Genomic DNA, 24,999 nt, shown 5'->3' with positions numbered 1-24,999 from the left:
CCTACTTATGAATTCTTACGGAAACGTTCATACCTGGAATTAGCTTTAGTCCGCCGTAGTTATCGATAGAGATTGTTACCGGAACTACTTGTGTTTCTTTTGTATAGTTTCCTGAGCTGTTGTTGCTTGGCAGAAGGGAGAATGTTCCTGCTGTTGCAAGTCCCAAGCTGTCTACTTTCCCTGTTAAAACAGTCTCTGGGAAGGCATCTACATATAAATCAACTTCTTGGCCAACTTTTACTTTGTTAATATCTGTTTCATCGACATTTGCTGTAACCCATAGATTTTCTAAATCATAGCTTTTAGCAAGGGAAGTTCCTGCAGCAACAAATGTATTTGGAACAGCGCTAGATTGAACAATGGTACTATCTTCTGGAACGGTAATATCCATTTTATTTGTACCTGATTCTGTTACAACTTCTACAGTACCGATTTTTTGGTTTTTGTTAAAAGAAGTACCTGCTTCGCCTTTCCAATCCGTTAATTTCCCTGTTGCTGGTGATGCGATGCTGATTTGTTGTCCAGCAATTTGTGCATTATCTGTTTTGATATAGGAAACAGATTGATCGTAGAAGTAATAGCCGGCAAACCCTCCGCCAACTAACACAATCAATAGGATAATATTTAATAAAATCATGCGTTTACTATTCATGGTTGTTCCTCCTCAATTTCATTTAAAATGGTCAGTATTTTTTCATTTAGCTCAAGTAATTTGTTTATGTCTTCCTCTGGAAGCTGCATAACTTCTCTCACTTTGCCCGCTAGAATGGAAGTTCCGGCGAAATATTGCTGCATGACGTGCTGACCTTCTGCAGTTAGTTGGATGTTGACCGATCGACGATTGTTTTCAGGAATGGTTCGTTCAATTAATTGTCGTTGGGATAGTCGATCGATAACGCCACTAACGGTGCTTTTGGTTAAAGATAGTTTTGTTGCAAGTTCTCCAATGCCGATATTAGGGCAGAAATAAATTCTGTACAGTGTCTTTAGCTGCACGGCTGTTAAATCCAGTTTCTTCGCATCAAGGTGCACTAGGTGGTTATAGGCTTTATTAATGCGAGAATAGGAGCGGATTAATTCATTATTTAACGACCCGTTCATCTGAAATTTTTCTCCCTTTCTAATAGTTTTTATCAGAACTGTTCGTATGCGAACTATTGGATTTTCGCATATTTTTTTAAAGAAGTCAACGGATTTGGTGAGATCTTGTTAAGGAAATCACTAATTTATTAATCAGCTGTAAATGGTTTGTTTTCTTCTTCAAAAAGAGCGAGAAAGACATCGACTACGTTTGGGTCAAACTGCTTTCCTTTATTCAGCCTAATTTCGTGGAGAATTTCCGCTAAAGGAAGTTCTTTTCGATAGACACGTCCAGAAGACATCGCGTCGAACGTGTCTGCTACTGCGACGATACGAGCAAGCAAGGGGATTTCTTCTTCTTTTAATTGTCGTGGATATCCTTTTCCGTCAAAACGCTCGTGGTGATATAAGACAATATCTAATATTCCGCTGTTTTTATATTGCTTCACATGTTTAATGATTTCATACCCTTTTGTTGTATGTGTTTTTATTAATTCGTATTCTTCTTCTGTTAACTTTCCAGGTTTTGTTAATAAAGATTCTGGGATGCCAATTTTTCCAATATCATGGAGTAATCCCCCGATATGAATAACCTCACATAAATGATGAGGGAGCTTCATTTTTTTGGCGATTTGCATGGCGTATTTTGCGACGTTTTTCGAATGGTGCATCGTATAGGAATCTCGGGAGTCTAGTGCGTTTGAAAGTACTTTTGTTAAAGCTAAATTATCTTCCATCACTCTTTGCACACGGGACATAAAGGCAACGGATATGAATGTGATAAGAAGGTAGGTTAATAAATAGGTAATAAAAGTAAGCATAGACGAAGTATGTGGATCCGGAATGAAAAAAAATCTACAAATAACGACTAGAAACGTCAACATTACAATTTTCCAAAGAGAGCTATTGTAGAAGCCGAGTCCCAGAAAAATAGAGCATAATATATATAAAATAAAGTAATTATCATGGTTTTGCAGAATATAGCGATTTAAAATGATACTAATGATAAAGAGAATAAAGAATAAATAACGAAAATAAGCAGGATTATTCCAAATTCGATGATGCATATCGGACCTCCAGTGCTAATCTTAATCGAACCAACCTCTATTAATGGAAGCATTCCCTATTCTTCTAATTTAATAAGCTTTGCAGGGGAGAAATATTTTCTAAAAAAAAGCTCATACTACAAAAATGAAAATAATTCCTGAGGTGATCAGATGATGACCAACAACGTTCCTTTTTTGATCGATTAGTTTCCATTCAAGAAAAATATACAAAAGAGGCACAAGAGTATTGGAGTTTGTATTCAAGCATAGATTCATGGCAATTTTGGGTGGTGCTGCTTATGTTAGTTGTTCCCCTGATCGTCTTATATTTTACCATTGACCGCAAGCGGATTTTCATCATTGGTTTCTTTGGATTCGCCGTGCATATGTTATTTTTCTATGCAGATGCAATTGGTATTCGCTTTGGGTTATGGGCCTATCCATACCAGATGCTTCCTTTCTTACCAAGCTTTTCGTTAGATGGGTCGATTATTCCAGTCGCGGTTATGCTAGTATTTCAATGGACATTAAAACACGGAAAGAACTTCTATCTATATGCTGTCATTTTAGCAGCCATTTTTGGTTTTGGCTTTAAACCATTGTTAACAAGCATTGGATTATTTGAACCATATAAATGGGTTAACTTTTTTCATATCTTCTTGATTTATTTGCTCCTATATATTGGTGGATATTTAGTAACAAAACTATTTATGAAATGGCAAGAAGATGAGTAATTTATCTGATTTCGGCAAGGATAAGAAAGAACATTTTAGTATAGATTGGAGTCTATTCCATGCTCGTTCTTATCCTTATTGTGCTTTTATTTAATACGCTAGCCTATAGCATACCAAAACGTTTAACTCCTATTGAAATGTTGACAACAACACTATTTGCAATGTTAATTCAGTTATTAACAGATATCTATCTTAGTTTGAAATATAATATTTATGGTTACTTCGAAAAAGGACCGGATTGGGAAAGCTTTATCTATATTCTGGGAATTTACCCTGCGGTCAATATTATTTTTCTCAATTGCTTTCCGTATAAAAAGAGGCTCAGGAATAAGATAGTTTATGTTTTTGTCTTGGTCGTCCTTGCCATGATCTTTGAAACGATATTTATTTGGAGCGGTACCTTCTATTTAAATGGTTGGAAGCAATCATATTCTATATTTACTTATCCAGTTCTTTATGTCACGCTCCTTCTCTTTCATCAATTTACGGTGAAATTATTGAAAAGAAGCAGGAGAGAAAGCGACCATTAAACTGCCTCCAATTTGGTATAATAAAGGAAATACTAAAATCTTAGGTGGTTTGACATGACAATTCTTCTATTTATCATCGCCGGTATAGCCGAAATTGGTGGAGGCTATCTTATTTGGCAATGGCTTCGCGAAGGAAAACCCTATTATTGGGGGATTTTTGGCGGGATATCGCTCGTTTTATATGGTGTTATTGCAACCTTCCAATCTTTTATGTCCTTTGGTAGAGTATATGCTGCATATGGAGGAATTTTTATTATTCTCTCCGTATTATGGGGGTGGGGCATAGATAGAAAAACACCAGATATATATGACTGGATAGGGGCAGGAATTTGTTTAATAGGTGTAATGATAATGGTTTTTGCACCGCGTCATTAATTGCTCGTTTTGGGATACTTCCTTTCAAATGTGTAAAGTGATTCCTCTATAAATCCTCTTGAATAAATATCCCCTAGGAATAAGCATCTTTTACAGGGACAAAAGTAGGAATAGTTTCCATGTAACTAGAGTGGATAATCATTCGCAATTCAACAAGAGATAACATGAAAATAGGGTGATTGACATTAAAATAACGTTCCATGCCTTTTTAAATAATATGACATTAATAATTGCTTTTATGTTTTTGGCACTTCAGTTAAAAGAATATCTTGTCTTGCGATATAAAAATATTCTCAAGTATATGTGGGTTACTCCAATCGTTGTTAGTCTATTAAGTATTGCAGCCATGTGGGAACCACTAATTTATGGGGAGGTGCGATTGGATTTACGAGGTGTTCCGATTTTTTATATTTCTTATTTATTGGGATGGAAATGTGGATTAATCTCGACCATCCTACCGGCTTTATATCGTTATCAGCTTGGTGGAACCGTTGTAATGGAAGGAATATTTCAGGCAATCATCCTGCCCTTTATAATAGGCGCTTTTTTTCAAAATAAGAAGTCCCATAATCCACCATATTCCATTGTAAATATGAAGCATATGCTAAGCGCATTTTTCTGCTACCAGATCTTAAGGTTATTCCTTATTCTGCAGACAACTCATGTTTCGTTTATGACAGTAATTGTCCTGATAGTATTCGAGTTCATTGCCGTTCTCAGCATTTTTTTTATGCAAAATGGGGTAAGTAGAAAACAATTATTACGAAAAGAACTAGAATATTATTCAAGACATGATAGTATGACCGATTTATACAATCTTCGTTTTTTTCGGACCAATGTTGAAAAATTAATGCAGCATAATGTTCCCATTGTCATTGCCATGATGGATGTGGATTATTTTAAAAAATATAACGATACCCATGGGCATCCAGCTGGTGATGCTGTACTACGTACGATTGCACAGTTATTAAATGATACGATGAGACAAGAAGACGTGTTTGCTCGATATGGCGGCGAAGAATTTATAATGTGCTTTACCAAAATAACGAATATGCAAACAGCTGCAACTATTGCCGAGCGATTTCGGAAAAATGTGGAAGAGTATCGATTCTTTGGGGAAGAGACACAGCCTAATGGAAAAGTAACCGTTTCTGTTGGAATAGGTGGTCTTTCTGCGGGGAAATCACTAGACGAATTAATAAAAGAGAGTGACCAAATGCTATATAAGGCGAAGAAATTAGGAAGAAATGTAGTAGTCTGCAGTTCCTCCTAGGCGAGAGTCTGCCCTTCTTAATGAATCGATTTCCATAGAAAAAGACAATTCCGCTGTGATTGAAAAAGGTGGAATTGTCCTATTATAAAGTTTACTTCTGTGATTCACTTGCAAAGACAGTTTCCAACTCTTTCATTAATAATGCTGCGCCTTCTTTACTTAACACAAGCTTTCCATTCCCAACCGTGATATTATCGGGGGAGACTTCTCCTGTAATGGCACATTCTTCAAAAGCTTTATATTTTTGGAAGACAATTTTTTCCCCTTCGACAAAAATTTCTAAAGGATCTTTAATTTCAATTCCTAATGTTCTTCGCAATTCTCTTGGAATAACAATACGACCCAATTCATCCACTTTACGAACAATTCCTGTGCTTTTCATACTTTTCCCTCCCTATACAATTTTTAATATATATCCTATATTTTAACATACAGTCTCGGAAAATGAAGAAATATTTTGAAGTAAAGATAACTTGCTGAAAGCATATCACTAGAATTAGCTACTAGGTTTCCACTATACTTTTTTTGAAGAGGAAATCTTTTCTAATTCATAGAAGGAGGATATTAATCATGCATACAACTATTCCACAAATCACGCTTAATGACGGTCTTGTTATTCCAGCAATTGGTTTTGGTACTTATAATTTACGAGGAGCAACTGGGGTTCAGGCCATGACATCAGCAATAGACATGGGCTATCGGTTACTAGATTCTGCATTCAATTACGAAAATGAAGGCGCAGTTGGAGAAGCAGTTCGCCGTAGCACCGTAAGCAGACAACAGTTATTTATTACCTCCAAACTTCCAGGACGCCATCATCAATACGACAAAGCCATCTATACCATCCAAGAATCACTATACCGCACCAAATTAGATTATTACGATTTATTCCTAATTCACTGGCCAAACCCAAAAACAGACTTATATGTAGAGGCATGGCAAGCCTTAATTGATGCCCAAAAATGGGGACTCATCCGCTCCATCGGCGTATGTAACTTCCTGCCAGAGCATCTCGACCGCTTGAAAAAAGAAACCGGCGTACTGCCAAGCATTAATCAAGTAGAGCTCCACCCATTTTTCTCTCAAAAAGAACAACTGGCCTACGATAAAGCAAACGGTATTGTAACCGAATCATGGAGCCCGCTCGGCCGCGCCAATAACGTGTTAGAAAACGAAACAATTAAACAAATAGCAGAAGCCCATGGAAAAACAATATCCCAAGTCATCCTTAGATGGCACACCCAACTAGGAGCATTACCAATCCCAAAATCAAGCTCCCCTCAACGCCAACAAGAAAACTTAGAGATATTCGATTTTAAACTGAACGAAGACGAAATGAATAAAATTTCCAGCCTAACCCGTGCTGACGGGCGAATTGCCGATCAAGATCCAGCTGTTTATGAAGAGTTTTAAGATAGTTTGACTAATTGAGCGGGGTGGTTGGAGAAGTTTGATGTGAATGGACTGAAATATGGGGGAGAATTGGCTTGATTGGGGTGGATTTTGCTGAAGCAGGCGAGGAAATCAGCGGATATCAGTCGAAGTTGGGGTGGAATCAGCCAAAGTGCGGGGGATATCAGCCAAAGTAGAGTAGGAATCAGCCAAAGTGAGGTTGGAATCAGCCAAACTGGGAAAATATCAGCCAAAGTGAGGGTGGAATCAGCCAAACTAGGAAAATATCAGCCAACCCCAATCCCTCTCCCCACCAAAAAAAGGATTTTCAAGCAAACAAATAGAATAAATGAAATAGAGAAAGGAAGTGGTAAATTGTTTATAAACGAAATTGGTAAGAGCAATAGATTAAAAACTACGGAAATTCTAATCAAAAGATTAAAAGAAATGTATAAGCTTAGACCGAATGTAATGGAAGATTTAAGGAAATTGTTAGCAGGCTATCGGGGTGAGAAAGATATGAAGTATTACTTTCAATTTTTGCCAGACAAAGATTGCCTCATCATTCATAATCTTCGCCTCTACGATGGAAAAACATATTTCCAGATGGACTATCTCATCCTCACGCAAAAATTTGCTCTTATTGTCGAATGCAAAAACTATTATGGAGAAGTAGAGATTGACTCCAACTTTAATCAGATGATTCGCAAAGTAGATGAAAAGGTAGAAGGCTATTCGAATCCAATTTCCCAAGCAAAAAGGCACCAACGTCAATTGCAAAAGTACTTTCAACTGCATAATCTCCCGCCAATCCCCATCGAATTCATCATAATATTCAGCAGTTCATCTACTATATTAAAAGGAAGTCCAGCTATCAGAGATAAAGTCATTCACAGTCATAGTTTTTTAGAAAAATGGGACAATCTCTCTCAAAAATATAAAGTGACTGTGGTAGAAGGGAAGCTCCTCCGCAAAGTATCCAAAAATCTCTTGAAAAATAACACTCCTGAAAGTATCGATCTACTAAGAAAATATGGAATCCCACAAAGTGACCTCATCACAGGTGTACAATGCCCAGCATGCGAAAAATTTGCGATGATACGTCAAAAACGCAAATGGTTCTGTCCTCACTGCCACACATATGACAAAAATGCCCATCACCAAACAGTGAACGATTATTTTTTATTAATAAAAGCCACTATTACAAATAAAGAATTCCGGCAATTTGCCAACATATCCTCACGTGAAACAGCTGCTAAAATGCTAGTAAGAATGAATTTGCGAAGTATAGGAGAAAATAGAGGAAGAAAGTATCAAAACCCATAAGCAATCAGGATAAATATTCGAATGGATGATGAGTAGAGAATGAAAATGTACTCATTATCCATTAATTATTGGGCAAGGTGAGGGAGGAATCAGCCAACCTGAGAAAATATCAGGCAAAGTGGAGGAGGAATCAGCCAACCTGGGAAAATATCAGCCAAAGTAAGGGAGAAATCAGCCAACCTGGGAAAATATCAGCCAAAGTGGAGGAGGAATCAGTCAAAACTAGGAAAATATCAGCCAAAGTAAGGGAGAAATCAGCCAACCTGGGAAAATATCAGCCAAAGTAAGGGAGAAATCAGCCAACCTGGGAAAATATCAGCCAAAGTGGGGGAGGAATCAGCCAACCTGGGAAAATATCAGCCAAAGTAAGGGAGAAATCAGCCAAAACTAGAAAAATATCAGCCAAACATTGACACAGCATGGGAGTTAGCTAACTCATATTTTCATATATAAAGTAAAAAAGGCATGTAAAAAGCATGTCTTTTTCTTTTTCCAGTTTATCTGGTAAATATCTAAATGGAACTAATATGGTGCTTATCTATAATGAAGATAGAAGTTAAAACAAAATAAAAGATAAAGGGGGAATAAAAATGTTTGATAAAATGATGGGAAATATAGAGAAGGTTATGGGGCCAGTAGCAGATTGGGCATCGAGCAATCGTTATTTAAAGGCTATTATGACAGGTATTTTGGCTACGCTTACACTGACTATTGTTGGAGCCTTAGGAGTTATTATTGGGAAGCCGCCGATTCCTGAAGTAGTTTTTGATTCAGAGAGTATATTTGCTAAGATGCTTGTAGGTTGGGCGAATTGGGGGGACAATCATTTATGGATAAGAGGAATAAATGATATTTCTACTGGAATAATTGGCATCGCTTTCACAATGGGGTTGACATATAATTTAGCCAAACATTATAAGCTGAATGAGCTGGGTGCCCTAATTACTAGTCTGATGATTTATTTTTTCATTGTAGGAGAGCCAACTTCTATACTGATTAATGATGTTGCCACCTTACAAGTTAATATGAGTGCATTTGGCGCTACGGGTATATTTTCAGGGATTATTATTTCGATAATTGTTGTAGAAATCATTCGGTTATTTCATGTGAAAGATATAGGCATTAAATTTCCTGATTCTGTACCGATTTATGTGAAAACTTCATTTAATGCAATTTTACCAGGTATTGTCACGGTATTGGTTTTCATCCTTATTAACGGTATATTAACTGCTTTATTTGGAGTGAAGCTTCCTGAATTAATTACTACTATCTTTAGTCCGCTTGTAAATAATTTTGATAATGTATTTTTAGTTGGTTTGTTCATGCTCATAATAAACTTATTTTGGTTTATGGGAATACATGGCGGAAGTATCATTATGCCCATTATATTACCGATAGAACTTCAAAATATCGTTGAGAATCTTAATAACTATTCAGCTGGGCTTCCTTATGACAAGGTATTTACTACACCGGTACACTTTGGATTTATTTTGATTGGAGGAGCAGGAATCTTTGCTCTAGCTTTCCTTAATCTTTTTAGTAAATCTAAAGGGTTGAAGCAAATAGGAAGAATTGGCTTTATTCCTTCTGTGTTTAATATTAGTGAACCAACGATGTTCGGAACACCAATACCTTTTAATACGAAATTGTTCATACCATTTGTTACTGTGCCGGTTATTAATACAATAATTACTTATGCAGCATTTGATTGGTTCCATTTTATTAATTATCCTATCTTAAATGTACCAGCCCAAACACCAGTTATCTTAATTGCGATGGCAGCTTCTGCATCTGTCAAAGCAGGATTGGTTGCCTTGATAATCATTCTTGTGGACATTGCTATATATTATCCATTTCATAAGAGTTTTGAGAAAGACATGATGAAAGAAGAACAAGAGGAAGAACAAATGACAGCAAGAAGTAATGATCAAGAAAGTGGCATAAGCGTCCAATAAGGAAGGAATGAAAGCGAAGATGGAAGAGACAAAAATGAATTTAGAACAACTGTGTATGGAAATTATCCTATATAGTGGAAATGCAAGAGCATACATTTTAGAATCAATGGATTATATAAAGCCTAAAAAGAAAGATAAAATAAACGAACTTATGTTGTTAGCGAAAGAAGAATTAAATCAAGCTCACAAGAAACAAACTACATTATTAGCAGCTGAAGCTGGGGGGGATGGAGTTCAAATAAGTGTATTGTTAATCCATGCTCAAGATCATTTAATGACAACCATTACGATGCGAGACTTAATAGAAAAAATTACGGAGGTATTATAATGAATATTTTATTAGTATGTGCAGGCGGAATTTCAACAAGTATCCTAGAAAAAAGTATTAGAGATTCGTTTGGTCCGGAAAAAGCGGATTGGACAGTAGAAGCCCATCCAGTTGATCAACTAGAGAACTTAATTGACCGATTTGATGTCGTTTTATTAGGACCACAAATTCGTCATAAATTAAGAACGGTAAAGAAAGTAGCAGATGCAAATGGGAAGCCATGCGAAGTCATTGACAGCCGAGATTATGCGATGGCAAAAGGAAGCAAGGTGCTTAAAAGAATAGAAGAACTAGTACAGTAATGTAAATAGGTGGGAATAAATTAGTTCCCACTTATTTTTATAAAAAACAAAAGTTTGAAATAGGAGGTGGATGACAAGAAAGATAATCTTTCTTGTTGCGGGTATGAAAAGGCCAAATATTGTAATGATAGTAGCAGATCAATGGCGAGCAGATTCCATTAGTTATACAGGTAATACTACAACGGTAACGCCCAATATTGATAGTTTAGTAGAAGATGGTGTAGGTTTTTCGAATGCATATTGTCAACTGCCTGTTTGTGTCCCAAGTCGAAGTTCCTTTCTTTCAGGTTGGTATCCACATACAAAAGGTTTTAGAACGATGCACCATTTAATGGGAGAAGAGGATCCGAATATATTAAAGACATTAAAAAAAGAAGGATATCACGTATATTGGGGCGGACGTAATGATTTTTTACGTGCCGATGTTGATGTTGCAGAATATTGTTCTACAAGGGATAATCAGTATGCAGAATTTTTCCGCAAAATGAGAGAAGCTCAACCAAAAAAGAAGGAGTCCAAAGACTTCGATTATTCTCATTTTAAGGGAGTAAAAGAAAGCCCTGCTAAGTTAGATTGGGAACAAATTAATAATGCTATCGAATTTCTTCAGGAAGAACGATATGAAGAAAATCCTTTCTGTGTTTATCTGGCCTTAAGTCTTCCTCATCCACCTTATCAAGTAGATCAGAAATGGTATGAGCAAATTAAGAAAGAAGATATACCAAATCCAATTCGCCTTACAGAAGAAGAGTGGAAACTAAAACCTAGCATTTTAAGGGGGATAAGAGAAAACCAGAAGCTATATAATTGGTCAGACGAACAATTAAGAGAAATGAAACACGTCTATTATGCGATGGGAACAGAACTTGATCACTATATTGGGGAGCTGATTGCGACATTAAAGGATAAAAAACTATACGATGATACTTTGTTTATTTTCTTTAGTGATCACGGTGATTATACGGGAGATTATGAAATAGCAGAGAAAAACCAGAATACCTTTGAAGATATGTTAACAAATGTGCCCCTCGTTATTAAGCCTGCTAAAGGTATGGAAGTGAAGCAAAGGGTAACTGCAGCTTTGACAGAGTTAATCGACATTCAGGCAACTATCTTAGATATTGCTGGTATTACACCTGAATATACTCATTTTGGAAAGTCTCTTAAACCTGTATTAGAAGGAAAAGAGGAGCATAGAGAGGTAGTTTTTTCTGAAGGTGGAAGATTAGAAGGGGAATCACATTGTATGGATGCAGGTCATGATCCAAGTAATGAATATTGGGCTAGAACGATAGAACAAACAAAAATGCCGCAGCATACGAAGGCTATGATGATTCGGGATCAATCTTATAAATATATCTACCGTTTGTATGAACAAGCCGAGTTTTATGTATTAACAGAAGATCCATATGAAACATGCAACAAGATTAATGATGAAAAATATGCCCCTGTTATTCAAAGATTTAAAGAAAAAATGCTGAAACACTTCTTTGAAACGGGAGATGTCGTGCCACAGCGATATGATAAGCGTACGTAATTTTTATTGGATTTAAAAAAGGATGATAAACATGAATTTAATAGAGAAAGATATGAAATTACTGGAAGAATTTCTTAGAGAAGAGCAATATATACCTATTAAAAATTTAATGTTTGCATTTGGCGTAAGCGAAAAAACAATCAGAAATTCAATAGGTAGCATAAACGTCTTTTTAGAGAAATTTAATAGTAAGATAGTGGCCAAAAGAGGAGAAGGATATTATCTTCGTACGAGCAATAGAGAAGAAATATTAAAAAGTATCACCAGGGTTAGTGATACGCCCTTCTTTTCTTCTTCTGATCTATTAGAAAATGTATTCAAAAGACTGATTGAAGAGGTTAAGTATGTAAAACTAGAAGAATTATGTGATGAATATTATGTAAGCAGAAGCAAAATGAGCAGCATAATTTCTAAGTTGAAAAAGGAAATTCAAACATATGGATTATTGTTAAAGAGTAAGCCACATTACGGATTTAAAATAAGTGGCACGGAGTTAGGGAAAAGGTTAGCTATTGCTAACATGCTTAGACCAAAAATATATTTAGATGGAACGCCAAAGTTATTTTTTATTGAAGATTTCATTGTGAAGGAATGGAAAATTAGAGATATTAATTGTTCAGATATAGTGCTTCAGAATATTATTTATCATATAAAAATTATGATTAGACGTGTTTTAGCAGGGCATCCTATTGATATTCCCACAGAAAATATGACGGAAGGTTCGTTAGAGCATGAAGTTTCTCAATCGATTATAGAAAAGGTAGAGAATGTATTTACAATGAAAATGTCTGATGCTGAAATAGTCTATGTATATTCTCATATTAGTGGTCAAATTTTTCAAAATGATAGCCAGGCTGGAATGCATATATCGGATGCAAGAATAAATATGATTATTGATAGTTTTTTAGAAAAGATAGAATCGATGTATGATATTTCTCTATGGAAGGATCAGAAGCTTCGGTCTGGCCTTCTTATTCATTTGCGTCCTTTGATAGGAAGGATTATGAAAGACATTCATTTGAGGAATCCCATTCTTCATGATATAAAAAAACAATTTGCCTTTGCCTTCAATCTAGCAGTATTGTTAGCGGAAAAGGTGAATTCCATTTTTAAGTGTCAGTTAACTGATGATGACATAGCTTATTTGACAATGCATATTGGTTTGGCTCTAGAAAGAGATTTTAAAAAATTTGATGATAAGAACTTCAATCGAATAGCTATTATATGTACAACTGGGCAAGGTACGGCTCAATTACTTAAATTTAAGATAGAGCAAACATTTCCAAAAGCTCATATGATTAAAAACTTCTCTTTATATCATCAAGAAGATGTTATAGCCTTTAATCCTGATATTATATTCTCCACTGTTCCTGTTGACATAAATAACATACCAATAGAAGTGATTAGTCCTTTTTTCACAGAAGAGGAGAAACGAAAATTGCTAGAAGAAAAGTCTAAGGTGAAAACAGAATATATACTAGATAAGTATTTTTCTAAGGATTTGTTTCAGAGTAATTTGGACTGTAATGACCAAAAAGAGGCAATTACTAAAATGTGTGATTTAATAGGGAAAACAGGAATAACGCCTCCAAATTTTGAAGAACTTTGTTTAATAAGAGAAAGTTTGGCTAGTACAGCTTTTGGAAATCAAATTGCCCTTGTTCACCCCATAGAACTTTGCTCAGAAGTAACGAAAATTGGCATAGGGATTCTAAAGAAACCGATTGATTGGTCAGGCTTACCTGTTAAAATAATTTTTACTATTGCACAAGCTAAAAGCAGTGAGGTTAGAGATTTGTTACTATTCATACAAGAATTAGTGCATAATAAAGAGCTGATGATTCAACTATGTGAAGTAAATTCATTTGATGAATGGAAAGAAACTATCATTTCTTATTCTGAAAACTTGTGAGCTACTAATTTATATAATAGCCTTTTCCTCACAAGTTTATTTATTAATTTGCACACTTTCATCCGTTTTGGATAAAAGTGTGTTATGATGTGAATGGAAGAACAGAAAACTCATTCGTACTATTTAATGTAGATTGAGGGAGATAAAATGAACGTAAAGAAGTCCTAGGGCCTAATGCCAGAAATTGTTGCTACAGAGGGTGCCTGAGGAATTGACTTAATGAGGCGCATAAACAAATGGTGAAGGATTATATTTGTTAAAACTATAAAACGTATTATCCATACACAATCGAGAAAATTGGAAAGTTAATAAATAGATAGTAAGCGAATACAAAAAATGATTGACAACGCTTTTATTCTATTATAAGATAAAGTCAATTAATATATCGAGGATTTGTTACTGTTCAATCAGGCAAGACCTAAGACAATTGGGAGGAATGTTTCTCTAGTTGTTTTAGGTCTTTTTTTGTCAAAATAAAGGAGTGTATGGAAATTGGTACTAGGTAAACTATTTGGAAACAATAAAGCAAAGCAAGAAAGATTAAAAGCACCAATCACAGGAAAGGTCATTCCAATAGAAGAAGTTCCGGATCCTGTTTTCGCTGAAAAAATGATGGGAGATGGGATCGCTTTTGTCCCAGCTGAAGGAAAAGTAGTTGCTCCGATCGAAGCAACAGTAAAACAAGTGTTTCCAACGAAACATGCTATAGGATTGGAAAGTAATAATGGTTTAGAAATTCTGATTCATATTGGGTTGGATACAGTTAATATGAAAGGAGAAGGGTTTATCGTTCATGTAAAAGAAGGCGATCAAGTATCTATTGGAGATATACTTGTTGAATTCGATTTAGAGAAAGTGGAAGAAAATGCGGCTAGCACTATAACCCCAATGGTTATATTGAATAGAGATAATGTGAAGAGTCTGGAAAAGAAATATAAGGAGCAAGGGAATGCTGGAATTGAGGAAGTTCTAATTGCCTCTTTATAATAAAACCCTTCATTTGAAAAAGGGGATGGGATAATGCTTAGGATTAATAAGATATTGAATAATAATGCAGTAGTTATTATAGAAGAGGGCACAGAAAAAATTGTGCTTGGTGCAGGTATTGCCTTTCAAAAAGGGAAGAATGATTTAATTCAAGAGAGTAAAATTGAAAAGATTTTTATCTTGAAAAATGAAACGAAACAATTTCAGGAATTGCTAGAGTCATTGCCAGAATCCTATATAACGATAGCAGAAGAAATTATTTCTTATGCGGAGGAATTTTTAGAAGTTGAGCTGAATAGTCATATTCATATTGCGCTAACAGATCATTTGGCATTTGCCATTGATCGGATGAAAAAAGGGATAGCCATTCGCAATAGATTATTAAGTGAAGTAAAGATTTTATATCCTAAGGAGTATGAAATTGGGGTATGGGCGATTAACCAAGTAGAGAAAAAACTTGGCATTCAACTTCCTATTGATGAGGCTGGATATATAGGCTTACATATCCATACGGGAACAATGAATTCGAATAATGTAGATGTCCCTTTAAAGCGAACGATGATCTTACAAGATTTATTGGATATTGTTGCAAGTCAGCTTAATATGGAAATTGATAAGGATTCCTTAACATACCATCGATTTTTAACGCATTTAGAATTTGTTATCAGTAGAATGGAAAAAAATGAGGCATTTCATGAGATGGATGACGAGATGCTCGATATTGTGAAGAGTAAATATAAGAGAGCATATGAATGCTCAGAAGTGCTAGCGGTGTTTTTAAATCAAGAATATCAATACGAAGTGCCAGAATCAGAAGTTGGGTTTTTAACCTTGCATATTCAAAGACTTTGGGACAAAAGCAATAAGTAGAATACAGGGGATTGTTACTGTTCAATCAGGCAAGACCTAAAAAGATAGAGAAATATTCTCTCTGTCTTTTTAGGTCTTGCCTTTTTCTATTGCTAGCAACAACAAGAGGAAAGATTGCACTAGTTTAACAGGTCTATTTACGGGAGGTTTCAAATGGATTTCCAACAGATATGCGCAAATATTATGAGACACCTTGGAGGCATTGGAAATATTAAGTATGCCGAGGCATGTGCAACTAAATTACGGTTAGGGCTAGTGAGGGAGGATCAGGTAAGGCTAGAGGAATTAAAGTCATTACAGGGAGTGTACGCAGCACTATTTCGGGAGGATGAACTGCATATACTTCTTGGAAAAGATAGCACTTATCAATTGTACCTTGAAATGAATAAACAACTAAAAAATCGAGAGTCACAACAGAACAGGGGCCAGTGTGAGAGGAGAGAAAAAAATATGTTTAACAAGCTTTTTGGTAAGTTTCAAATGTTTGGGAAAGCAATTATGCTTCCAATTGCTGTATTACCTGCCGCAGGACTTTTATTAGGAATTGGGGGTGCTTTTTCTAACCCTAATACAATTGCTCTTTATCCATTTTTAGATCATACGATTTTACAGGCGATTTTTACGATAATGAGTTCCGCAGGAAACATTATATTTGGAAATTTACCTTTAATTTTTGCTATTGGAATTGCGGTTGGCCTAGCAAAATCCGATAAAGGGGTTGCTGGACTTGCATCCGTTCTTTCCTACCTTGTAATGAATGCATCGCTAAATGCAATGTTACAAATTACCAATAAGTTAGCTACTGAAAACTTAGCTGGCGTTGGGCAGGGCATGACATTAGGAATTCAGACATTACAAACAGGTGTATTTGGCGGTATCATAGCTGGTTTAGTTACATACATGCTGCACAGCAGATTCAATAAAGTTCAACTGCCACAGTTTTTAGGATTTTTTAGTGGATCCCGTTTTATTCCTATCATTACTTCTGTTGTATCCATCTTCCTTGGAATAGCCATGTATATAGTATGGCCGCCAATTCAAGAAGGAATCGCTCAATTAGGTGGACTTGTAGATAAAACAGGATATTTTGGAACCTTCTTATTTGGGTTTGTTGTAAAGTTATTAGGGCCTTTGGGATTGCACCATATCTTTTATTTACCTTTTTGGCAAACCGGCCTTGGGGGGACGTTAGAGGTCGCGGGGAATGTTGTGCAAGGAGCGCAGAATATCTTCTTCGCTCAATTAGCAGATCCAAATGTTGAACAGTATTACATTGGAACAGCACGTTTTATGAGTGGGAAATACTTCCCAATGATGTTTGGATTAATTGGGGCAGCCTTAGCGATGTATCATACAGCGAAACCAGAGAATAAAAAGAAGATATTTGGTTTACTGGCAACAGGAGCATTGACTTCCTTTTTAACTGGTATTACAGAACCGTTGGAGTTTGCCTTTTTATTTGTAGCGCCAGTGTTATTTGTAGTACATGCAGCTTTTTGGGGACTATCTTATATGATAGCTCATATCTTCCATATTACAGTGGGAATGACCTTCTCTGCTGGATTAATTGACTTGACTTTATTTGGAATTCTACAAGGAAACGATAAAACAAATTGGATTCTGATTCCCCTAATAGGGATAGTCTTCTTTGTTGTTTATTATGTAGTATTTAGATTTCTAATTGTGAAATTTAATTATAAAACACCTGGAAGAGAGGACGAGGAGTTGGCAGAAGATGCAGCTGCCGCAACAGATGGAAGTAGCAGAGCTGCAACCATTATTTCTGGATTAGGTGGAAAAGATAATTTATCCGAAGTTGATAATTGTGCAACTAGATTGCGCGTAACCGTCAAAGATTCTTCGAAAGTATCAGAAGCTGTATTAAAAGGTACAGGTGCTAAGGGAGTAATGTTACGTGGAAATGGAGTTCAAGTAATTTATGGACCACATGTATCTATTATCAAAACAGAGATTGAAGAAATAGTAGGAGAATAAAAGGAGTGAATATAAATGAATAAACCTAATATTGTTTTTATGATTTCGCATGATACAGGTAGACATTTAGGCTGTTATGGAAAAGCTGTTGAATCTCCTGAAATTGATCGATTAGCTGCAGAAGGGGTGCGCTTTGATCAATTCTTTTGTCCAGCACCTCAATGTAGTCCGAGTCGTGGTAGTATCTTAACAGGTTTGTATCCACATAATAATGGATTAATTGGTCTAGCGCATTATGAGTTTGGAATAGAGGAAAGCATCGATACAATGCCTACTAAATTTTCCGAGGCTGGCTATGAATCAGCTTTAATTGGATTTAGCCATGAGACAGTAGGACACACAGAAAGAGGCACTTGGACTTCTTCTTATAAGCTAGGATATGACCGCTATGAGAAAATTGAAGGATCAAGAGCGCCGCAAGTTGCAGATAGTGCAGTGAAATACCTGCAAGAAAAAAAGGAGGATGGTAAACCCTTCTTTGCAAATATTGGATTTTGGGAAACACATCGTACTTTTGATGAGTATGAACCATTTGCAGATGAAATTTCAGCAGTAGAAGTACCAGAATATTTACCAGACACGGAAGCCATTCGTAAGGAAATTGCGTTAATGAATGGTTCTGTAAAAGTGCTAGATGCTGCAATAAAAAGAATTATGGACACATTAGAAGAAACAGGTTTAATAGACAATACAATTGTTATTTATACAACAGATCACGGAATAGCGTTCCCAAGGGCAAAAGGAACGTTGAAAGAAGCAGGATTAGAAACAGCTTTAATTTTCTATAATCCAAAACTGTTTGGGAAAAATGTTGTTTCGACGGAATTACTTTGCAATATTGATATTATGCCCACATTATTAGACTTAGCGGGCTTACCGATTCCCGATGATTTAGATGGGAAAAGCTTTGCTCCATTATTATTAAAACAATCTAATGAGAAAATTCGTGAGGACTTCTTTTGTGAATTAACCTGGCATGATAATTACCATCCAATGCGCGGAGTGCGGACAGAGAAATATAAGTATGTGAAAAATTTTGAGGATGGTCCCAAAATTTATATGCCGATGGATATCCACAGCAGCCCATCAGGAGCTGAGGTTCGCAAAGAATATTATGTACCAAATGAGGCAGAAGAGTTGTATGACCTAGAAAAAGATCCATTAGAATATAAAAATCTTATCCATGATCCTGCATACTCTGAAGTAGCAAGGCAATTGCGCGAAAAAGTGGCAAATTGGATGAACGAAACAAAAGATCCTTTATTAAAAGGAGCTGTACCCGGCATTGCCTCAGCAAGATGGTCTGAAGAAGCTAAGATAGGTAGAGCATATACAAAAAGGCAAAAATAAAATAAAAAGAAGCTCCAATTAGTCTAATTATAGACTTTTATTGGAGCTTTTTTTGGAGTGAAGGGAATATTCGATGAAATGGATGAGAGGATATAAGAAAATACACTTTATTAGCGAAAGTTTGGGCGAAGGTCAGCCGAGTTATGGATATATTAGGAGAAGCGGGAAGAGGATCAGCTAAAGTTAGGGTGGAATCAGCCAACCTGGGAAAATATCAGCCAAAGTAGAGGTAGAATCAGCCAAAACTAGGAAAATATCAGCCAAAGTGGAGGAGGAATCAGCCAAACTAGGAAAATATCAGCCAAAGTAAGGGAGGAATCAGCCAACCTAGGAAAATATCAGCCAACCTGGGAATATATCAGCCAACCCCCAACCCAAACCAACTCAATCCCACCCCACCAAAACTCATCCTGCCAACAAAGTCTTCATCAATCGCTTCTCTAGCACAATATCCGTCATATTCGGATTATGCTTCTCCAACTGAGCTCCTTCTTCGCAAAGCGCAGTTGCTTTTTGGCGATCGCCATTTACGTGCAACTCATATGCGGCGGCAATTCGTTTATTGCTCATCTGTTTGATTGCTAAGAAGCGTTTTACTTCTTTATTCTTATAAATAGATTGGACTTCTTCTTTGTCACCTTCCAGCACAGTTAACAAAAACAAGCGCTCTTTGGCAACCTCCACTCGGAAAAGGGAGATTAACTCGTCTTTCCTTGCCCACAGTAAGTCATTAATTCTCTTTGCTTCTTCAAAATCGAGGCGGTCCATTGCGCGCACTTGTTGCATGCACAGTCCCCACTGGGAAAAATAATCCTTCCCATCATCGCCATCGGGCAGTGCAAATAGTTCTTCTGGCAGCTCCTGATAAGAAATGCCATTGGAAGTTTGCGCATTAATATAGAATTGACTAAATAGCTGCCATTGCTTTTTTTCGTTGCTCCACGCCATTTTTAATGTCATCCCATCGTTAAAACCATAAGGAATAATATTTGTGACTCCAATAAAGAGGCCAAGGAGTACGAATAGAGTGACAGGGATAGGAAAAGCATTCCCGTATACAATCAAAGCAATGCCGCCAACCACTAAACTACTGAGAAAATTTATGATAACTCCGCCGCATAAATACAACTTAAAGGGATACTTGCCTTTCACATATTCGGGAGGAGCCATTAAACACTGGCCTAATGTGCCTGGCACATGCAGCTTTTTCCACTTTAAACCGTCTTTAGTGGCAACGACCATCCAGGAAAAAACGCGAAAGGAGACAAGGGAATAGCCAGTTAATTTTCCGAAAATAAGATGTCCACCTTCATGTAAAATAATATGTATAATATAAAATGCAAGGAAACAAACGACTCCAAGAAGAATATTCGTGATAGTCCATTCTTGCGATAAAAGAGTGAGCATAAGTGCTCCGCCAAATACTCCTCCAATCAAAGCCATTCCTAGTGTTGAAAAAAATTTCTTCATGCCATAACTCCAATCTTAAGAAATCTTGTTAAGTTAATTGTAACAAAGCCCTATACATTCATCTATCAAAAAAAGCAATTTATCCCAAATCGTCAAAATAGTATGAAACACATAGACATAGTAAAATAATAGAGAAGGTCTACATAGAAAAGGAGCGTGTACCATAATGAAGACAGAGCAACAATATTTTGAAGAAGGCACAACGATTCAAACATATATGGAAAACATGAGTACATTAAAAGAGGAAAGCCATGAAGTATATGAAAACTTCTCTTTGCCGCAAGATGGTTTTACCGAAGAATTAAAAAAGCATAAGTTACATTTCCTAACGATTACGGAAGATTGGTGTGGCGATGCGATGGTGATTAATCCTGTTCTTCGCAAAATAGTAGAAGCGGCGGATTTGCCAATGCATGTGGCATTGCGAGATGCAGATACAGATTTAATTGATCGCCATTTAACAAACGGCGGCAGAGCGATTCCTATGGTGCTTATTTTAAATGAACAAGGCGAGTTAATTGGCAAATGGGGACCGCGTGCACCAGAAGTCCAAGAAATAGTTAATGAAGGGCGTGCCAAGCTTCCTGCAAAAGAGGATCCAACATTTGCGGAAAAACAAAAAGATTTTTACGAAAGCCTACAGAAGAGATATCGCACCGAGCCAGCTATTTGGACATATGTATACAAAAGCTTTAAGAGCAGAGTCCAAGAGATTATTAAATAAACAGACAGCCCTTGAATTTGAGGGCTGTTTTTTAATTGGTAAAAGCTTTTGTTTGACATCGAACTCTAAAATCATTAATATAATCGCATACGATATATCGGATGCGATGTATTTGGTGAGATTGATGTATGGCTGCAGGGGGAGGAATGGATTCATGATAAATATTTTTAAAAACTTTCAAAAAAAGGACTGGATGTTCATTTCATGTGCATTAGTCTTTATTATTTTACAAGTATGGCTTGATTTAAAGCTGCCAGATTATATGTCTGAAATCACAAGACTAGTGCAGACAGAGGGAAGTGAGTTAAGCGACGTTTTAGCTCAAGGTGGATTTATGATGCTTTGTGCGATCGGAAGTATGGTTGCTTCGATTATCACGGTTTTCTTTGCTGCGAAAGTGGCCGCAGGCTTTTCGAATCGTCTGCGCAAAAAGGTTTTTGATAAGACATTATCTTTTTCGATGGAAGAGCTGTCTGGTTTTTCAACAGCTAGCTTAATAACTCGTTCGACAAATGATATTATGCAAGTTCAAATGCTGATTATATTAAGCTTACAAATTGTTATTAAAGCACCGATCATTGCTGTGTGGGGAATTTTAAAAATTACCGGGAAAAGCTGGGAATGGACCGCTGCTACAGGCGTGGCAATTGCGGTGTTATTAGTGCTGATTGCTACGATTGTGCTAGTTGCTCTTCCAAAATTCAAAGTTATCCAGAAGTTAACGGATAATCTTAACATGGTAACAAGAGAGCATTTAAACGGAATCCGGGTTGTTCATGCTTATAATGCAGCAAACTATCATGAGGAAAAATTTGAGAAAGCAAATAAGGAATTAACGGATACAAATTTATTCACTTCTCGAATCATGGCCCTGATGATGCCGACGATTTCCCTGATAATGTCGGGGATGACGCTTGCCATCTATTGGATTGGAGCAGTGTTAATCAATAATGCGGCAATGGCAGACCGCTTGCCGATATTCTCAGACATGGTTGTCTTTTCTTCCTATGCGATGCAAATCATTATGGCGTTTATGATGGTTTCCATTACATTTGTTCTTCTTCCTCGTGCGGCAGTTTCGATTAAGAGAATAAACGAAGTCCTGAATACCGATGTGAAAATTAAGAGTGGTTCAAAAACAAATGGAGACAAAGTAGGAGAGATTGAATTTCGCGATGTGAGCTTTAAATACCCTGGAGCGAGTGATTATATTCTCCGAAATATTAGCTTTACTGCTTCTAAAGGGGAGACTGTTGCGATTATTGGTTCTACTGGGAGCGGAAAAAGTACTCTGTTGAACTTGATACCTCGCTTTATGGAAGCAACCGAGGGCGAAATTTTGGTAGATGGTCTAAATGTGAAGAATTATAAGCTAGAAGCATTACGAGACAAAATTGGATATGTATCGCAAAAAGCAGTTATGTTCAGTGGCTCTGTGTCTTCCAACATTACGTTTGGAGAGGAAGATAAGGATTCAGTGGAACAGACAAAAATCCAACGAGCAGTGGAAATTGCGCAAGGAAAAGACTTTATTGAAAAAATGGATCAGCAATATGAGGCGACGATTTCACAAGGTGGAACCAATCTTTCTGGTGGACAGAAACAAAGATTATCGATTGCACGTGCCATTTATAAAGATCCAGAAGTCTATTTATTTGATGATTCTTTTTCCGCGTTAGACTATAAAACAGATCGTGTCCTCCGTTCTAAACTGAAAGAAGAGATCCAAGATGCCACTAATATTATTGTGGCACAGCGAATTGGAACGATTAAGGATGCTGACCGCATTCTGGTATTAGATAAAGGCGAAGTAGTTGGAATGGGGACACATGACGAATTAATGGTAACTTGCGATGTTTACCAAGAAATTGCTTTATCACAATTATCAAAGGAGGAACTCGAAATTGGCTAAGAAAAACGAAGTAAAAGAAGAGAAAAATCCAACCCAAAATGAGGAGTTGGGGAACCAACCAGCAAAATCGATTCCTCCGCGTGCAAAAGGGATGAATTTTTCCAGTTTAAAGCAGCTGGTAATTTACTGTAAAGCTTACTTTCCGATTATCATCTTTGCTTTAATTCTGGCGATGACAGCGGCAATTTTTAGCATTATCGGTCCTGATCAGCTAAGCAAAATGACGGATTATATTACAGCAGGACTGATGGGAGACATTGATCTAGATGCTGTATATGATGTAGCGATTCTGTTGGTGTTCCTATACGGTTTAGGCTTTATTTTTAACTATGTGCAAGGCTATATTATGGCAACTGTCACCCAGAGAATTTCAAAACAATTAAGAAGAGACATTTCGGTAAAAATTAACCGTCTGCCTTTAAAGTATTTTGATAATACAACAACAGGTGATGTCCTTAGCCGGGTTACAAATGATGTCGATATGGTGGGACAGACGATGAACCAAAGTATTAGCAGCTTAATTACGGCTATTACTATGTTCGTCGGTTCCTTAATCATGATGTTCTACACCAACTGGATTATGGCAATTGCAGCTATTCTTTCCACCTTTATTGGTTTTGCGTTTATGTTCTTTATTATTTCGAAATCACAGAAATACTTCGCTCAACAGCAGCAAGAGCTTGGAAAATTAAATGGTCATATTGAAGAAATCTATTCTGGCCATAATGTCGTGAAAGCTTATAATGCAGAGCAGCAGGCGAAGGATGACTTTTTTGCTATCAATACACGATTATATGAGAGTGCGTGGAAATCGCAATTTATGTCAGGGCTGATGATGCCATTAATGATGTTTATTGGAAACTTTGGTTATGTGGTTGTATGTATTGTCGGGGCTGCTCTTGCTGTAAATGGCCATATTTCATTTGGTGTTATTGTTGCCTTTATGCTGTACATTCGCTTATTTACACAGCCGCTGCAACAAATTGCGCAAGCAGCGACAAATCTGCAATCCACAGCAGCAGCAAGTGGGCGTGTGTTTGAGTTCTTGTCCGAAGAAGAACTAGCAGTAGAAGAGGAGAAAACAGCAAAATTGGCAAATATCAAAGGTGATGTGGAATTTAAGCATGTCCGCTTTGGCTACAGTGAAGATAAAACAATCATTGAAGACTTTTCCGTACAAGTAGCCGCTGGCCAGAAGGTAGCAATCGTAGGACCGACTGGCGCTGGAAAAACAACATTAATTAATTTGCTGATGCGCTTTTATGAAATAAATCGCGGCGAGATCACAATTGACGGGATTCCAACCAACGAAATGACAAGAGAGGCCCTGCATGAGCTTTTCTGTATGGTGCTGCAAGATACTTGGATATTTGAAGGGTCTATTCGCGACAATATCGTCTATTCAAGAGAAGGAGTATCAGATGAAGAGGTAGAAGCTGCCTGCAAAGCAGTTGGCTTGCATCATTTTATCAAAACATTGCCAAACGGCTATGATACTATCTTGGATGACAAAACAAGTTTATCAGCAGGTCAAAAACAGCTTATCACCATCGCACGTGCCATGGTAAAAATGGCGCCATTACTTATCCTAGATGAAGCGACTAGCTCCGTGGATACCCGTACGGAATTACTGATTCAAACAGCAATGGATAAGCTGACAGAAGGAAAAACTTCCTTTGTGATCGCCCATAGACTTTCTACAATTAAAAATGCCGATTTAATACTTGTCATGAAAGACGGCGATATTATCGAAGCCGGAACACATAAGGAATTAATCGAGAAAAATGGATTTTATGCTGAGCTTTATAATAGCCAGTTTGAAGAAGCATCGTAATAAAAAGATTCTCATCGAAAAACTCGCTAGAATGTTGCGAGTTTTTCTTCCAGCTTCTTATAGAAAG

General features: G+C 36.8%; 24 protein-coding genes. 19 read left to right on the top strand and 5 right to left on the bottom strand.

The window, feature by feature from the left end:
* Nucleotide 1: 1 nt before the first annotated feature.
* From NX902_RS22390 to NX902_RS22380, 3 genes are all read right to left on the bottom strand, one after another.
* Entirely contained in the window at nucleotides 2-652 is a 651-nt protein-coding gene (locus tag NX902_RS22390) for an HlyD family secretion protein (protein WP_163186374.1), read from the bottom strand.
* A complete protein-coding gene (locus NX902_RS22385; protein ID WP_047942612.1) occupies nucleotides 649-1,101 on the bottom strand; it encodes a MarR family winged helix-turn-helix transcriptional regulator in 453 nt (150 codons plus the stop codon). Before NX902_RS22385 ends, NX902_RS22390 begins: the two co-directional genes overlap by 4 nt.
* A 128-nt stretch (nucleotides 1,102-1,229) precedes the next feature.
* On the bottom strand, nucleotides 1,230-2,147 hold the full coding sequence (locus NX902_RS22380; RefSeq protein WP_163186371.1) for an HD-GYP domain-containing protein: 918 nt from the start codon (nucleotides 2,145-2,147) through the stop codon (nucleotides 1,230-1,232).
* Between the two features lie 278 nt (nucleotides 2,148-2,425).
* Here NX902_RS22380 and NX902_RS22375 point away from each other — a divergent pair, with 278 nt between their 5' ends.
* The 4 genes from NX902_RS22375 to NX902_RS22360 all read left to right on the top strand — a co-directional run bounded on the left by NX902_RS22375 (nucleotide 2,426) and on the right by NX902_RS22360 (nucleotide 5,038).
* Entirely contained in the window at nucleotides 2,426-2,860 is a 435-nt protein-coding gene (locus NX902_RS22375) for a CBO0543 family protein (protein ID WP_286167727.1), read from the top strand.
* Between the two features lie 59 nt (nucleotides 2,861-2,919).
* Nucleotides 2,920-3,390, top strand: a complete 471-nt coding sequence (locus NX902_RS22370; RefSeq protein ID WP_095332562.1) for a CBO0543 family protein — start codon at nucleotides 2,920-2,922, stop codon at nucleotides 3,388-3,390.
* Nucleotides 3,391-3,444: 54 nt separating this feature from the next.
* Nucleotides 3,445-3,765 (top strand): YnfA family protein, encoded by a 321-nt coding sequence (locus NX902_RS22365; RefSeq protein ID WP_123258464.1) that lies wholly within the window; start codon nucleotides 3,445-3,447, stop codon nucleotides 3,763-3,765.
* A 175-nt stretch (nucleotides 3,766-3,940) separates the two neighbouring features.
* The gene (locus tag NX902_RS22360) at nucleotides 3,941-5,038 is read left to right on the top strand and encodes a GGDEF domain-containing protein (RefSeq protein ID WP_249877588.1); all 1,098 of its coding nucleotides are present in this window, start codon (nucleotides 3,941-3,943) and stop codon (nucleotides 5,036-5,038) included.
* 91 nt (nucleotides 5,039-5,129) lie between these two features.
* Here NX902_RS22360 and NX902_RS22355 read toward each other — a convergent pair whose 3' ends face one another.
* Nucleotides 5,130-5,420: an AbrB/MazE/SpoVT family DNA-binding domain-containing protein gene (locus NX902_RS22355; protein WP_047942606.1), complete on the bottom strand. Its 291-nt coding sequence runs from the start codon at nucleotides 5,418-5,420 to the stop codon at nucleotides 5,130-5,132.
* A 188-nt stretch (nucleotides 5,421-5,608) separates the two neighbouring features.
* Here NX902_RS22355 and NX902_RS22350 point away from each other — a divergent pair, with 188 nt between their 5' ends.
* The 12 genes from NX902_RS22350 (at nucleotide 5,609) to NX902_RS22295 (ending at nucleotide 18,992) form a co-directional block, all read left to right on the top strand.
* Nucleotides 5,609-6,451, top strand: a complete 843-nt coding sequence (locus NX902_RS22350) for an aldo/keto reductase (protein ID WP_095332566.1) — start codon at nucleotides 5,609-5,611, stop codon at nucleotides 6,449-6,451.
* A 78-nt stretch (nucleotides 6,452-6,529) separates the two neighbouring features.
* Nucleotides 6,530-7,756 carry a nuclease-related domain-containing protein gene (locus NX902_RS22345; protein WP_249937891.1) on the top strand — a complete coding sequence of 409 codons (1,227 nt, stop codon included), beginning with the start codon at nucleotides 6,530-6,532 and terminating at the stop codon, nucleotides 7,754-7,756.
* A 68-nt stretch (nucleotides 7,757-7,824) separates the two neighbouring features.
* Nucleotides 7,825-8,043 carry a hypothetical protein gene (locus tag NX902_RS22340; RefSeq protein ID WP_341123382.1) on the top strand — a complete coding sequence of 73 codons (219 nt, stop codon included), beginning with the start codon at nucleotides 7,825-7,827 and terminating at the stop codon, nucleotides 8,041-8,043.
* Between the two features lie 303 nt (nucleotides 8,044-8,346).
* Complete coding sequence (locus tag NX902_RS22335; protein ID WP_163186368.1) at nucleotides 8,347-9,711, top strand: PTS sugar transporter subunit IIC; 1,365 nt, start codon at nucleotides 8,347-8,349, stop codon at nucleotides 9,709-9,711.
* A 7-nt stretch (nucleotides 9,712-9,718) separates the two neighbouring features.
* The gene (locus tag NX902_RS22330) at nucleotides 9,719-10,039 is read left to right on the top strand and encodes a PTS lactose/cellobiose transporter subunit IIA (protein WP_249937890.1); all 321 of its coding nucleotides are present in this window, start codon (nucleotides 9,719-9,721) and stop codon (nucleotides 10,037-10,039) included.
* A complete protein-coding gene (locus NX902_RS22325) occupies nucleotides 10,039-10,341 on the top strand; it encodes a PTS sugar transporter subunit IIB (protein ID WP_123260332.1) in 303 nt (100 codons plus the stop codon). The genes NX902_RS22330 and NX902_RS22325 overlap by 1 nt, the downstream gene beginning before the upstream one ends.
* A gap of 70 nt (nucleotides 10,342-10,411) precedes the next feature.
* A complete protein-coding gene (locus NX902_RS22320) occupies nucleotides 10,412-11,878 on the top strand; it encodes a sulfatase-like hydrolase/transferase (protein ID WP_286167725.1) in 1,467 nt (488 codons plus the stop codon).
* 31 nt (nucleotides 11,879-11,909) lie between these two features.
* Nucleotides 11,910-13,790, top strand: a complete 1,881-nt coding sequence (locus NX902_RS22315; RefSeq protein ID WP_341161023.1) for a BglG family transcription antiterminator — start codon at nucleotides 11,910-11,912, stop codon at nucleotides 13,788-13,790.
* Nucleotides 13,791-14,282: 492 nt separating this feature from the next.
* Nucleotides 14,283-14,777: a PTS sugar transporter subunit IIA gene (locus NX902_RS22310; RefSeq protein ID WP_095332578.1), complete on the top strand. Its 495-nt coding sequence runs from the start codon at nucleotides 14,283-14,285 to the stop codon at nucleotides 14,775-14,777.
* Nucleotides 14,778-14,810: 33 nt separating this feature from the next.
* The gene (locus tag NX902_RS22305) at nucleotides 14,811-15,647 is read left to right on the top strand and encodes a PRD domain-containing protein (RefSeq protein ID WP_095332580.1); all 837 of its coding nucleotides are present in this window, start codon (nucleotides 14,811-14,813) and stop codon (nucleotides 15,645-15,647) included.
* A gap of 450 nt (nucleotides 15,648-16,097) precedes the next feature.
* Complete coding sequence (locus tag NX902_RS22300; RefSeq protein WP_445668898.1) at nucleotides 16,098-17,642, top strand: PTS transporter subunit EIIC; 1,545 nt, start codon at nucleotides 16,098-16,100, stop codon at nucleotides 17,640-17,642.
* Between the two features lie 15 nt (nucleotides 17,643-17,657).
* Nucleotides 17,658-18,992 carry a sulfatase family protein gene (locus NX902_RS22295; RefSeq protein ID WP_123258460.1) on the top strand — a complete coding sequence of 445 codons (1,335 nt, stop codon included), beginning with the start codon at nucleotides 17,658-17,660 and terminating at the stop codon, nucleotides 18,990-18,992.
* Nucleotides 18,993-19,397: 405 nt separating this feature from the next.
* Here NX902_RS22295 and NX902_RS22290 read toward each other — a convergent pair whose 3' ends face one another.
* Entirely contained in the window at nucleotides 19,398-20,462 is a 1,065-nt protein-coding gene (locus NX902_RS22290) for a hypothetical protein (RefSeq protein ID WP_123258458.1), read from the bottom strand.
* A 166-nt stretch (nucleotides 20,463-20,628) separates the two neighbouring features.
* Between NX902_RS22290 and NX902_RS22285 the strand changes: the two genes are divergently transcribed.
* The 3 genes from NX902_RS22285 to NX902_RS22275 all read left to right on the top strand — a co-directional run bounded on the left by NX902_RS22285 (nucleotide 20,629) and on the right by NX902_RS22275 (nucleotide 24,932).
* Complete coding sequence (locus NX902_RS22285; RefSeq protein ID WP_123258457.1) at nucleotides 20,629-21,186, top strand: thioredoxin family protein; 558 nt, start codon at nucleotides 20,629-20,631, stop codon at nucleotides 21,184-21,186.
* 154 nt (nucleotides 21,187-21,340) lie between these two features.
* Nucleotides 21,341-23,098, top strand: a complete 1,758-nt coding sequence (locus tag NX902_RS22280; protein WP_123260337.1) for an ABC transporter ATP-binding protein — start codon at nucleotides 21,341-21,343, stop codon at nucleotides 23,096-23,098.
* Nucleotides 23,091-24,932, top strand: coding sequence for an ABC transporter ATP-binding protein (locus NX902_RS22275; protein WP_445668893.1), 1,842 nt, complete (start codon nucleotides 23,091-23,093; stop codon nucleotides 24,930-24,932). Before NX902_RS22280 ends, NX902_RS22275 begins: the two co-directional genes overlap by 8 nt.
* The last annotated feature ends 67 nt before the right edge of the window (nucleotides 24,933-24,999 follow it).

The organism is Niallia sp. FSL W8-0954, assembly GCF_038005605.1.
Taxonomy (GTDB): domain Bacteria; phylum Bacillota; class Bacilli; order Bacillales; family Cytobacillaceae; genus Niallia; species Niallia circulans_A.
The sequence above is the reverse complement of the archived record's forward strand: the minus strand, read 5'-3'. Positions and strand labels throughout refer to the sequence as shown.

What these genes read in the sequence shown, in the direction of transcription:
- NX902_RS22390 (WP_163186374.1), bottom strand. Translation starts at nt 652, where the DNA reads ATGAATAGTAAACGCATGATTTTATTAAATATTATCCTATTGATTGTG.
- NX902_RS22385 (WP_047942612.1), bottom strand. Translation starts at nt 1,101, where the DNA reads ATGAACGGGTCGTTAAATAATGAATTAATCCGCTCCTATTCTCGCATT.
- NX902_RS22380 (WP_163186371.1), bottom strand. Translation starts at nt 2,147, where the DNA reads ATGCATCATCGAATTTGGAATAATCCTGCTTATTTTCGTTATTTATTC.
- NX902_RS22375 (WP_286167727.1), top strand. Translation starts at nt 2,426, where the DNA reads ATGTTAGTTGTTCCCCTGATCGTCTTATATTTTACCATTGACCGCAAG.
- NX902_RS22370 (WP_095332562.1), top strand. Translation starts at nt 2,920, where the DNA reads ATGCTCGTTCTTATCCTTATTGTGCTTTTATTTAATACGCTAGCCTAT.
- NX902_RS22365 (WP_123258464.1), top strand. Translation starts at nt 3,445, where the DNA reads ATGACAATTCTTCTATTTATCATCGCCGGTATAGCCGAAATTGGTGGA.
- NX902_RS22355 (WP_047942606.1), bottom strand. Translation starts at nt 5,420, where the DNA reads ATGAAAAGCACAGGAATTGTTCGTAAAGTGGATGAATTGGGTCGTATT.
- NX902_RS22350 (WP_095332566.1), top strand. Translation starts at nt 5,609, where the DNA reads ATGCATACAACTATTCCACAAATCACGCTTAATGACGGTCTTGTTATT.
- NX902_RS22335 (WP_163186368.1), top strand. Translation starts at nt 8,347, where the DNA reads ATGTTTGATAAAATGATGGGAAATATAGAGAAGGTTATGGGGCCAGTA.
- NX902_RS22330 (WP_249937890.1), top strand. Translation starts at nt 9,719, where the DNA reads ATGAAAGCGAAGATGGAAGAGACAAAAATGAATTTAGAACAACTGTGT.
- NX902_RS22325 (WP_123260332.1), top strand. Translation starts at nt 10,039, where the DNA reads ATGAATATTTTATTAGTATGTGCAGGCGGAATTTCAACAAGTATCCTA.
- NX902_RS22320 (WP_286167725.1), top strand. Translation starts at nt 10,412, where the DNA reads ATGACAAGAAAGATAATCTTTCTTGTTGCGGGTATGAAAAGGCCAAAT.
- NX902_RS22315 (WP_341161023.1), top strand. Translation starts at nt 11,910, where the DNA reads ATGAATTTAATAGAGAAAGATATGAAATTACTGGAAGAATTTCTTAGA.
- NX902_RS22305 (WP_095332580.1), top strand. Translation starts at nt 14,811, where the DNA reads ATGCTTAGGATTAATAAGATATTGAATAATAATGCAGTAGTTATTATA.
- NX902_RS22300 (WP_445668898.1), top strand. Translation starts at nt 16,098, where the DNA reads ATGTTTAACAAGCTTTTTGGTAAGTTTCAAATGTTTGGGAAAGCAATT.
- NX902_RS22295 (WP_123258460.1), top strand. Translation starts at nt 17,658, where the DNA reads ATGAATAAACCTAATATTGTTTTTATGATTTCGCATGATACAGGTAGA.
- NX902_RS22290 (WP_123258458.1), bottom strand. Translation starts at nt 20,462, where the DNA reads ATGAAGAAATTTTTTTCAACACTAGGAATGGCTTTGATTGGAGGAGTA.
- NX902_RS22285 (WP_123258457.1), top strand. Translation starts at nt 20,629, where the DNA reads ATGAAGACAGAGCAACAATATTTTGAAGAAGGCACAACGATTCAAACA.
- NX902_RS22280 (WP_123260337.1), top strand. Translation starts at nt 21,341, where the DNA reads ATGATAAATATTTTTAAAAACTTTCAAAAAAAGGACTGGATGTTCATT.